Annotated in this window: 9 protein-coding genes; 6 read left to right on the top strand and 3 right to left on the bottom strand. The window is 62.7% G+C overall.

The genetic code is table 11. The annotated features are described in order from the left end of the window. Positions 1-300: 300 nt before the first annotated feature. Positions 301-792 (top strand): hypothetical protein, encoded by a 492-nt coding sequence (locus tag AC3YMN_RS18785; protein WP_489891211.1) that lies wholly within the window; start codon positions 301-303, stop codon positions 790-792. Positions 793-804: 12 nt separating this feature from the next. Here the strand turns inward: AC3YMN_RS18785 and AC3YMN_RS18780 are convergent, their stop codons facing one another. Together AC3YMN_RS18780 and AC3YMN_RS18775 are read right to left on the bottom strand one after the other, a co-directional pair. Next, positions 805-1,155, bottom strand: coding sequence for a hypothetical protein (locus tag AC3YMN_RS18780; RefSeq protein ID WP_127753323.1), 351 nt, complete (start codon positions 1,153-1,155; stop codon positions 805-807). 182 nt (positions 1,156-1,337) lie between these two features. After that, positions 1,338-1,727, bottom strand: a complete 390-nt coding sequence (locus AC3YMN_RS18775) for a hypothetical protein (protein ID WP_489891210.1) — start codon at positions 1,725-1,727, stop codon at positions 1,338-1,340. Positions 1,728-1,850: 123 nt separating this feature from the next. On the opposite strand from AC3YMN_RS18775, the gene AC3YMN_RS18770 reads away from it, so the two are divergent. Next, a complete protein-coding gene (locus AC3YMN_RS18770) occupies positions 1,851-2,651 on the top strand; it encodes a helix-turn-helix domain-containing protein (protein ID WP_489891208.1) in 801 nt (266 codons plus the stop codon). On the opposite strand, the gene AC3YMN_RS18765 is transcribed toward AC3YMN_RS18770, so the two are convergent. After that, positions 2,646-3,722, bottom strand: a complete 1,077-nt coding sequence (locus AC3YMN_RS18765; RefSeq protein WP_489891207.1) for a LacI family transcriptional regulator — start codon at positions 3,720-3,722, stop codon at positions 2,646-2,648. The genes AC3YMN_RS18770 and AC3YMN_RS18765 overlap by 6 nt on opposite strands. A 279-nt stretch (positions 3,723-4,001) precedes the next feature. Between AC3YMN_RS18765 and AC3YMN_RS18760 the strand changes: the two genes are divergently transcribed. The 4 genes from AC3YMN_RS18760 (at position 4,002) to AC3YMN_RS18745 (ending at position 10,326) form a co-directional block, all read left to right on the top strand. Continuing rightward, positions 4,002-5,318 (top strand): extracellular solute-binding protein, encoded by a 1,317-nt coding sequence (locus AC3YMN_RS18760; RefSeq protein ID WP_489891206.1) that lies wholly within the window; start codon positions 4,002-4,004, stop codon positions 5,316-5,318. 105 nt (positions 5,319-5,423) lie between these two features. Next, a complete protein-coding gene (locus AC3YMN_RS18755; protein ID WP_489891205.1) occupies positions 5,424-6,314 on the top strand; it encodes a carbohydrate ABC transporter permease in 891 nt (296 codons plus the stop codon). After that, positions 6,311-7,129: a carbohydrate ABC transporter permease gene (locus tag AC3YMN_RS18750; RefSeq protein WP_489891204.1), complete on the top strand. Its 819-nt coding sequence runs from the start codon at positions 6,311-6,313 to the stop codon at positions 7,127-7,129. The genes AC3YMN_RS18755 and AC3YMN_RS18750 overlap by 4 nt, the downstream gene beginning before the upstream one ends. Next, positions 7,126-10,326 (top strand): alpha-mannosidase, encoded by a 3,201-nt coding sequence (locus tag AC3YMN_RS18745; protein WP_489891203.1) that lies wholly within the window; start codon positions 7,126-7,128, stop codon positions 10,324-10,326. Before AC3YMN_RS18750 ends, AC3YMN_RS18745 begins: the two co-directional genes overlap by 4 nt. The last annotated feature ends 21 nt before the right edge of the window (positions 10,327-10,347 follow it).

Here is a 10,347-nt window from a genome sequence, read left to right as displayed (position 1 = left end):
ACCGTTCGTCGCGACCGCGCAGCTTGCCCGGGAACAAGGGGATTGTGCCTGAGGTTTTCGGGGGCGGGGATAAGTTTATTGGGGGCGGTGATGGCCGCCCTCGTGGTTCGAGGCTGCGCTTCGCTACGCACCTCACCATGAGGGCTCCGGCTCCGTGTTTACTCGGCCGCTTGCGCGCGCTCGGTTTGTCATCCCGTTTCAGGCTTGTGAGCGTGTCCGAGCGCTGCAAGGCGCGGGTGAAAGGGAAAATTAGCCAATTTCGGGGAGGAGTGGTGGCAATTGCCTGACCAGGAATCACGCATGCGCAAAGCCCTTTTCGCCGTCCTCGGCCTGTTGCTGGTGACCTCCGCTGGTGCTGCCGAATGGAAATATGAAGGGGGCAATGTTCCCATTGCCTGGTTCGATAATGGCGATGCCCAGTTCCAGTTCGCCTGCCGTGGCGGCCAGCTAGCCATGGGCTTTTGGGTGCGCAAGCCCGACGCGGCGGTTGCCGGCAGTACGGCCCTAAGCCTCGCCATTACTCCGGACCCGGCCGAGGGCAGCAAAGTTACTGGTGGGGCCGGCACCAGCTTTGCCCAGGACATGCCGCTGGTGCATTCCGATGGCTCCTCAGTGATCGTCCGCGGCCCCGTAGCGCGCCAGTGGGCCAAGATCGCGCAAGGCGCGCGCGATCTGATCCGGGTCGCCTATGTGCGGCCGGCCGGCAGTGGGCTCGACGTATTCGACACCAATGTCTTTGGCGCCAAGGGTTCCTCGGGCGCCATCGCCAAGGTGCTGGCTAAATGTAGCTAGGGCCGGGCGATCCTATGCAGGCGGCTCAGTCACGAAGGGCATGATATCGACGCTATCCCCGGGAAACACGCTGAAATGGGGATGGTTTTCAAAGAGGCGCGCAGCGTCCTCGATGGTTGGTGCTTCCACCGTGAGATAGCCGCAGACCGCGTTGGTGGCGGGCGCGGTTCCTGAGCTGGAAACGCGCAGGGTCTTGCCGACCATGCCGCCGCGGTCCGGGATATGAGCGGCGTTGCGGCTCTCCCATTCCGTCCATTGCGCGACCCCTTTGGCATCAATGGCGTCCTGTTCGGCCCTCGGGAGGGCGCGGAAGCGGACGACGTTATCGGGCTGCATGGTGTAAAGGGCGAGAAAGCGGGGCATCGGGAGGCTCCTGGTTCTGGCGTTACCCGGGTTAGCTTAGCCGTTCGGAGCGCGCGTGTCGCTAGCGGCGATGGGGGCTTGGGTCCGGCCTTTCCTGGCCCCCGGAGCAGTGGCCACCCGGACGTGGTTTCAGGTTGGTCCGGGCGGCCGGCACTTTCCTTGGTCGATCGTCGATTCCCCCGTCACGCGGCAAAAACGGGGATTTCCGCTGCGGCGCGACGTTCCAACAGCGCCAGCATGAGAACGAGCGCGGCCTGGACGAGGAGAAAAGTCCAGCCCAATGGGCTGGGGGTGAAGAGACCAGCGAAGGGCAGGGCGATGCTGGCGACTACCCAGGCAATGTTGCCCAAGATGATGAAGTTGGTTGCCCAGTTCGCCGGGTACTGGCGGCGGGCGGTGATGGCCATGAAGATGGCGACGGAAAGCAGCAGCATGCCGGCATAGAACAGGAAGCTGGACGGGATGGCGGTCAGCCTCGATAACGGCCCTGAGCCAGCGAGCAACAGCAAAGCCATTGCGGTGCAAGTTGCCGCATCAATGAACAGCAGACGACGAAGCGATAGATTTAGCATCGGATTGGTCCTCGGTTGAGCCGGCCAGCACGGCCGGTGAGGAGAACCTGCTATTGATGTGTGCTGAGGTCGATTACCTACCAGGTAATCGGCACAAGATGACCGCACCGCTACTCAGGGCGCATGAGTATGACCGATACCCTCAGCATTGGTGAACTTATTGCGGGCTGGCGCCGCCGCCGCAGGATGAGCCAGCTTGAACTGGCCCTGGAAGCGGGGATCTCACAACGGCATCTCAGCTTTCTCGAATCGGGTCGTTCGCGCCCGAGCCGCGACATGGTGCTGCGGCTTTCCGAGCAGATGAGCGTGCCTATGCGCGAGCGCAATGCCCTCCTCGTAGCGGCAGGCCATGCGCCGAGCTTTCGGGAGCAAAGCATCGACCACATCGAGATGGCGGCGGCGCGCCAGGCGGTGCAAGCCATCCTCGATGGCCACCGACCGCACCCGGCGCTTGCCCTTGACCGGCACTGGAACCTGATGCTGGCAAACGCGCCGGCATTGCGGCTCATGGACGGCGCCGACGCTAGTCTGGCGCAAGCGCCGGTCAATGTGTTGCGGCTGAGCCTGCATCCGCGGGGTCTAGCAGCGCGGATCATCAATTATCGGCATTGGAAAGCCCATATCGTCCAACGGCTGATCCAGCAGATCGAACTCACCGGCGACCAAGAGCTGGTGGCATTGCTGGACGAGATCCGATCCTTTCCGGTGCCCGCCAAGGCGGAGCCCCATTCGGGGAAGGTCGCAGGCGGTCACCCCATAGCGGTTCCGCTTCGGCTTGCCAGCCCACAGGGCGTGTTGTCGTTCCTTTCGACCACCACGATCTTCGGGTCGGCGCTCGATATCACCCTGTCAGAACTGACGATCGAGACCTTTTTCCCGGCTGACCCGCATACGGCGGAGGTGATGCGGCTCGCCGATCTATAGGTCCTGAGCTGCACTAAGCGCCGACGAAGGTTCTTGGCTGCGCCAATGCGGGACCGGTTCGGCCAGCGTTTGCAGGTTGTTGATCTCGGCGCCCGCAATACGCTGCAGCAGCAGTCGGGTAAGCTCCTCGCCGGCCGAAAACACGTCCTCGCGGATGCTGTCGATGGCCGGGAACAGGGTGGGCAGGATCCCAGAGGTTTGCTTGTAAACCAGGTGGATGTCCCGGCCAGGAAGAAGGCCACCATCCTGCAAACCGGCCACCAGAGAAATCGTGCGCAACTCGCTGTCGCAGATGATGCCATGGGGGCGCTCCGGGCCTTGTGCCAGATCCAGCGCCAAGCGCCGCAACGCGGATGGCGGCAACCCTTGCGTGTTTTCCAGCAGGCTGGTTTCGAGCCCAGCTCGGCCGGCGGCCTTGTTGAAGGCGGTGACGATGTTGTGGTGATTCATCGTGCTATCGTCGCCGGCCGCCAGCATGATGCGCCGACAGCCCTTTTGCGCCAGACGCTCCACTGCCATGGCGGCGAACACTTCGGAATGGAAATCGTGATAGGGGTGGGGCGTGTGGAACTCGGTCCGCCCGTGGCTGACAAAGGGAAAACCTGCATCCATCAGCATCTGCACGCGCGGGTCGCGCGGGCCGGTATGGGTCAGGATCACGCCGTCGGCAGTACGATTGTCGAGCACATAGCGGATGGTGTCGGCCGACGAGTGCCGGTCGAATTCGGGGATTACGGTCAGATGGTAGCGGGTGCCCTTGATGGCGTGCCCGATCCCCTGGATCATCTGGCGCGCAAAGTCGATGGCGTCTTCGGCCCCGTCCAGCACGAGGGCAATCACATTGGTTTTTCCCGTACGCAGGCGCACGCCGGCACGATCGGGAATGTAGCCGAGCGAGCGAGCCACCGCGTTGACCTTGTCGCGGGTTTCCTGCTTAAGCGTCGTGCCACCGCGCAGCGACAGCGACACCGTCGACAGGCTCAGCCCGGTGGCTTGGGCGATGGTGCGGAGTGTTACCCGTTGGCCGGTGCCAGTGCTCCGGGCACTGTCCAAGCTCTTTTTGCTGCTCATTGATCTCTTCCCGAGCCGCAGTTCTACACCAGCGCTCTGGGGAAGCCAATTCTTCACATTGCAACGATGCAGGGATTGTTGCTCCGGCGGGCGGAAGATCAGTCGGAACCTAAATCATTGTGCTTACGGGGGATTGCAGCGGTTGTTCGCAGCTGGCTCGCTCAATTCGGTAAATCCGTTTGCAACGTTGCAGAAACTATGGCTTGGTAACCCGGCCGGAATGGAGGTTCTGGCACGAGCCGCCCGCAAGAGGTGGCGGGAGCAATCGAGGAGGAGTTGATGCTCACACGTGGTTTTCTGACCGCGGCTGCTACGCTGTCGCTGATGACGAGCGCTGCAATCCCGGCGCATGCCGAAATCTCCATCATGTATATGGAATCCTTTGCGTCCCTGATCGAGGAAGGCATCAAGGATTTCGAGGCGGAAACCGGGGAAACGGTGAATGCCATTAAGCTGCCGGGGCAGGGCTATGACCAGCGCATTGCCCTCGATCTGAGCGCCGGCACCGCAGCCGATGTGAACCTGATCGACAGTTTCATGGTCAGCGAGCTGGCTTCGGCGGGCTATCTCGCGCCGCTTGGCCCGCTCGCGGCCGGCTGGGACCAGTTCCAGTATTACCTGCCGGGGCTGCTGGAAGTCGCATCCTATCAGGGCGAGCTTTATGCGCTGCCCACCGATACCGATGTGCGCATGCTTTGGTACGACAAGTCCAATTTCGAAAAGGCGGGCATACCCGTGCCGTGGCAGCCAAAGAGCTGGGCAGAGGTCCTTGAAGCCGCGCAAAAGCTCAAAGATGCGGGCGTGCAGTATCCGTTCCAACTGCCCGCAGGCACGAAACAGGCGGAAGCTGCCACCATGCAGGGCGTTTACATGGCGCTGCTGGGCGCCGATGTGCCCGAGGGGGATCGCAACCGGCTGCTGAACCGCGAAACCAATCAGTGGATTGGCGACAGCCCCGGCCTGCGCCGCACCTTCGATCTTTACCACCGGGTCTATGTCGAGGACGAGCTGAACCCGGCCGATCTCAACTATGCCACCGATATCTCGGCGGCGGTTCGCCAGGCGCTGGCGGACGACAAGCTCGGGATTCACGCGTCGGGCTCGTGGGAGGATGCCTGCCTGTGGGACTGCAACAATCCCCCCAGCCGGGAGGAGCGGGACGCGCAGGTCGGCTGGGCGCCCTGGCCCGGCTCGGGCGAGCCCGGCACCAAGGCGACCACCAATATTTCGGGCGGCTGGACGCTCGGGATCAACGCCAATGCCGCCGACAAGGACATGGCGTTCAAGCTGGTGACGGCGATCTTCGACGAAGAGAACTTCAAGGCCTGGACGCTGGCCAACCACCGCATGGCGGTGCGCACCGACATTTCGGATTCCCCCGAATACAAGGAAGACGCGTTCCTCGCGGCAGCGACCCAGCTGGCCGCTGACACGACCGGTCGCGACACGGTGCCGGGCTACCAGACCGTCTCGGCGCTCGTGCAGCAGGCCACCGCCGATATTCTCGACGGCGCTGCAGTGGAGGACGTGATCGAGGAATATCACGACGCGCTGGTGGACGAGTTCGGCGAAGACCAGGTCATCACCTACGAGTAGGCGTTCCTGCCATGGCGGCGGCACTCAGGATCTTTCCGGGTGCCGCCGACTGCGAAGGCTTGCCGCGCCCATTGGAACACTCGACAAGCGAGTGGGAACCCATCCATGAAAAACCAGGCCAACCCCTGGCTCACCAGCAATCTATTTGTCCTGGCCCTGGGACTGTTGCCCGCTGCGGTCCTGATCGGGGCGCTGCTGTATTTCACCGCCTGGGCCTTTGCCTTCAGCTTCACCGACTTGGCATTGGTGGGCCGCAAGGCAGTGGAATGGAGCTGGGTAGGCTGGGAAAACTATGAGCGCCTGTTCACCCGCCGGGGGTTCCTCGAGTCGCTCTGGACCACGGTGATCTTCGTGTTTTTTTCGGCCATTGTCGGCCAATCGGTGCTGGGTTTTCTGCTGGCGATAAGCTTGCGCGGTTCACGCTCGACGCTGCGCAGCGTGGTGGAAGCCTGCATCATGCTGGGCTGGCTTTTGCCCGATATCGTCGCGGCATTCCTGTGGTCGGCCACGACGTCGCAGACCGGGCTCATCAACCAGCTCATCATCGTGCCGCTGGGCTTCCCACCGGTCAACTTCATCAATCAGTATGCGCTGCCCGTGGTGATCATCGCCAATATCTGGAAGGGCACGGCGTGGTCCTATCTGCTGTTTTCGGCGGCGCTGGATTCGGTGTCGCGCGAAGTGGTGGAGGCAGCCAAGGTCGATGGGGCCACGCCGTTCCAGCGTATCTGGCTCGTCATGCTGCCGATCATCCGGCCCCATATCGCCACCAATATGCTGTTCATCACCATCTGGACCTTCACCTATTTCCCGCTGATCTTCGCCATGACGGGCGGCGGGCCGGGCACGCAAACCCAGACGCTGGCGATCTTCCTTTACAATCAGAGTTTTTCGCGCGGCAATCTGGGCTTTGGCAGCGCCATTTCGGTGGCGATGCTGGTGATCGTGGGCGTGCTGTCGCTGTTCTATCTTCGCCTGTTGCGGGAGCCCAAATGATGGAGGGCAACCCCGCTCAATCGCGGCTGACCGCAATTGCCCTAGCCTTTGTGGCCGTGATCTGGGTGAGCCCATTTTCCTGGCTCGTACTCAACGCTTTCAACCCACTGTCGACAGGCCAGCTTGAAATACCACGCTCCGTGGGACTCGAGAACTTTGCCAAGGCGGTCAGCGGCAATGCGGGCAAGCAGTTCCTGAACTCGATGCTGATCGCCGCCGGGACGGCTACGCTGAGCGTGCTGGTGGGCATTGCCGCGGCCTATCCGCTGTCGCGGCTGCGCATTCCGGGGCGGAACGCCTTTTTGTGGACGCTGGTGCTCTTGCGCATGCTGCCTTCGGCCGGCGTGCTGGTGCCGCTCTATTTTGCGGCGCAGCGGAGCGGGCTGCTCAACCAGTTCGGGGTGATCATCGCGCTGACCATCCTCAACCTGCCGTTCACGCTGCTGCTGCTCAAGAACTTCTTTGACACCGTACCCATCGAGCTTGAGGAGGCCGCCTATGTTGAGGGCGCCTCGCTGTTGCAGATCGTCAGCAAGGTCGTCCTGCCCATGTCGAGGGCCGGGATCGCGGTGGTGTGGTTCTATAGCTTCACCGGCGCCTGGAACGAGTTCCTGCTGCCCCTGATCTTTGCCCGCGTGCAGGACGCTTTTCCCATGTCGGTCGGGCTTTATGCGGCATTCGGCCAACAGGGCGCGATCAATTACGGGTTCCTCACGGCCTTTTCTATCATCTACGCGGCGCCGGCGGTCGGCGTGTATTTCCTGTTGCGGCGGAACATGAATACAGGGTTCGCCGGTGTCGGAGTTAAAGGATGACCTATTCCAATCCCCTCGCATCAAAGCTCGGCCTGGGCGACGATGATCTCAAGATGGAGGGAAAGCTGCTGCGGCTGTGCGCCGACCTGCAGCACAAGATCCTGACCCCGATCCCCGACGCGCCGTTTCAATGGCATGTGCAGCATGCCGACATGGCGGCCGAGCAGGTGCTCACTGCGGACTGGCGGGCCTGGGAGCCGTTCGGCCCGCGCTCGGTCTGGGCGAAAAAGCAGGGTCACACCTGGTTTGCTGCCGAGGTGGTCGTGCCCGAGGCGGCGGCTGGCCAAACGCTGGTGCTTGCCTTTACCTCGCAATGGCAGAGCCGGCCGGGCTCAACCGACCCGCAATGCCTGGCCTATCTGGATGGCAGGATTGCCCAGGCGCTCGACGGCAACCACACGGAACTGGTGATCGAGCGTAATGCGCGGTCAGGCAGCGTACACACGCTCCTCGTCAATGCCTTCACCTTTTTCGATCGGCCGTTGGTGGGCTTTGGCGTGGAGTTCTTCGTGCGCAACGAGCGCGCCGAAAAGCTCTACTTCGATCTGCAAACCCCGCTGGACGTCGCCATTCGGTTGCCGCAGGCCGATCCGCGCCGCCATGCCATTCTGTCGACCGTGGACCGTGCCTTGCGGGCGCTGGACCGGCGCGGCGCGCATACTGAAGCTTTTGCGGCTTCGCTCGGCGATGCGGAAAAGATCGCCCCTGAAATCTACCAGATCGTCGACACCGAAGTGCAGCCGCAGATCACGGCGGTGGGCTCGACCCATCTCGATGTGGGCTGGCTGTGGCGGGTGATGCACACCCGCGACAAGACGGGGCGGTCCTTCGCGACGGTGCTCAACCTGATGGAGGAATATCCTGAATTCGTCTTCATGTATAACCAGTCGGTGCTCTTCGACTTCCTCAAGCGCGACTATCCCGAGCTGTGGGAGCGGATGCTCGCCAAGGTGAAGTCGGGGCAGTTCGAGATCGAAGGCGCCATGTGGGTGGAGCCCGACGTCAACATCGTTTCGGGCGAAAGCCTGGTGCGCCAGATCATGCGCGGGCGCCGTTTTCACCTCGAGCATTTCGGCGTCGACCCCAAGACCGTCTGGCTGCCCGACACTTTTGGCTATTCGGCCAACCTGCCCCAGATCATGGATAAGTCGGGGCTCAAATACTTCGTCACCTCCAAGCTCAGCTGGAACGATACCGACCGGCATCCCTATGACAGCTTTTTCTGGCGCGGCATCGATGGGACGGTGACCAAGGCGCAGCTGATCACGGCGCAGCGCTTCGAATACGAGGCAATCTACACCACCTATAACGGCGACCTGTCGGTCAGTGAGACCATGGGCGCCTGGAAGCGCTATGAGCCCAAGGCTGTCCACAATGAAGTGGTGATGTCCTATGGCTATGGCGATGGCGGGGGCGGGCCCACCCGGGCGATGATCGAACGGGGCATCCGACTGCAGCGCGGCATTCCTGGTGTACCCAGGGTCAAGCTCGAGGGCATTGTGCCGTTCCTCGAGCGTCTCGGCGAGCGCATGGACGCGGCGGGAGCCCGGTTCCCCACCTGGAATGGCGAGCTTTACCTGCAATATCATCGCGGCACGCTGACTTCGGTGGCCAAGAACAAGGCGAATAACCGCCGCGCCGAGCGCATGCTGCGCGAGCTGGAGTTCCTCGGTGCAATGGCCATGCTGCACACCGGCGCTGCCTATCCGGCGGAAACCCTGGCCGAGTTCTGGGAACTGGTGCTGATCAACCAGTTTCACGACATCCTGCCGGGCACGTCCATCCCCGAGGTCTATGTCGACAGCGACAATGAATACGGGCAGATTTTCTCGACCCTGGGGTCGCGAAACGGCCCGTGGCACGCCGCGGCAAATGCGCTGGGCGGCGGCGGTGCCGGGCAGCTGCGGTTGTTCAACTTCACCGGACAAACCCGCTCGGGCCTTGTCAATCTGGGCTCGGGCGCGGGGCTTGCGGGACTAGCGCTGGCCACGGCGGGTGGCGCGCACCCGGTGCAGGCCATCACCCGAGCCGATGGCAGCAGCGAAGCGATAGCTCCAGTGGCAGCGCTGCCGTCACTGGGCTGGGCGGATGCGCAACTGGTCGGGGGCGAGCCGGCGGACACCAGCTCGGCTGTCTCGGTTTCCGAAACGCATCTCGAAAACGAAGTGCTGCGCGTAAGCTTCGACGAACGAGGCGAAATCACCTCGGTCTTCGACAAGACGCGCAACCGCGAAGCGCTGGCACCGGGGCAAACGGCCAATCGGCTCATTGCCTATGAAGACAAGCCCATGGAATGGGACGCCTGGGATATCGACCGCTATTTCGAGGAACAGTTCTGGCCGCTCGCCGATGACCCCTGCACGATCAGCGTGGTGGAAACCGGGCCGCACCGCGCCGCCATCCGGGTGGAGCGGCAATATCAAGCGTCCAGGGTGATACAGGTGATCTCGCTTGCGGCCGGTGCGCGGCAGATCGAATTCGATACCTTTATCGACTGGCAGGAACGCCAGACGGTGCTCAAGGCGCAATTCCCATTCGATCTCAACACCTCGGAGATCCGCTCGGAAATCCAGTTCGGCCATGTCAAACGGCCGACCCACCGCAACACCTCCTGGGACAAGGCGCGCTTCGAGGCCTCCATGCACCGCTGGGTGGATCTGAGCGAAGCCGACTGGGGCGTCGCGCTGCTTAACGACTGCAAATATGCCTATGATTGCCTTGAGCAATCGGTTCGGCTGACGCTGGTGCGCGGCTCGACCTTCCCCGATCCCATGGCTGATCTGGGCGAGCACCGGCTGCGCTACGCCCTGATGATCCATGATGGCGTTGCCGACCTGGCGGATGTGCATCGGGCGGCCGAGCGCTTCAACAATCCGGTGGCGGTGGTCGGCGATCTCACGCCGGCGGCAGCGGCGGCAGGGGCGCTGGCAAGCTTCAGCTTTGCCAGTGTCGACCAGGCCAATGTCACGCTCGAAACGGTCAAGAAGGCGGAAAAGTCGGATGCCATCGTGCTGCGCGTGTTCGAGCACGCCAATATGCGTGCCGAGGCCAAGATCACCTTTGGTGTGGCGGTCAAATCGGTACGCTTGGTCAATCTGATGGAGGAAGGCGATGCCACCCCGCTCGAAGTGAGTGGCAGCAGCGTCAGCCTCTCGCTGCGCCCATTCGAGATCGCAACCCTTCTGATCGAGACCTGAGAGCCAAGCCGCGCTGCCCCT

This window comes from Devosia sp. Z11_6 (assembly GCF_058133665.1).
This window is presented reverse-complemented; position numbering and strand designations above follow the sequence as displayed.

Excerpts from the sequence above, each read along its gene's own strand:
- AC3YMN_RS18785 (WP_489891211.1), top strand. The coding sequence starts at position 301 with ATGCGCAAAGCCCTTTTCGCCGTCCTCGGCCTGTTGCTGGTGACCTCC.
- AC3YMN_RS18780 (WP_127753323.1), bottom strand. The coding sequence starts at position 1,155 with ATGCCCCGCTTTCTCGCCCTTTACACCATGCAGCCCGATAACGTCGTC.
- AC3YMN_RS18775 (WP_489891210.1), bottom strand. The coding sequence starts at position 1,727 with ATGCTAAATCTATCGCTTCGTCGTCTGCTGTTCATTGATGCGGCAACT.
- AC3YMN_RS18770 (WP_489891208.1), top strand. The coding sequence starts at position 1,851 with ATGAGTATGACCGATACCCTCAGCATTGGTGAACTTATTGCGGGCTGG.
- AC3YMN_RS18765 (WP_489891207.1), bottom strand. The coding sequence starts at position 3,722 with ATGAGCAGCAAAAAGAGCTTGGACAGTGCCCGGAGCACTGGCACCGGC.
- AC3YMN_RS18760 (WP_489891206.1), top strand. The coding sequence starts at position 4,002 with ATGCTCACACGTGGTTTTCTGACCGCGGCTGCTACGCTGTCGCTGATG.
- AC3YMN_RS18755 (WP_489891205.1), top strand. The coding sequence starts at position 5,424 with ATGAAAAACCAGGCCAACCCCTGGCTCACCAGCAATCTATTTGTCCTG.
- AC3YMN_RS18750 (WP_489891204.1), top strand. The coding sequence starts at position 6,311 with ATGATGGAGGGCAACCCCGCTCAATCGCGGCTGACCGCAATTGCCCTA.
- AC3YMN_RS18745 (WP_489891203.1), top strand. The coding sequence starts at position 7,126 with ATGACCTATTCCAATCCCCTCGCATCAAAGCTCGGCCTGGGCGACGAT.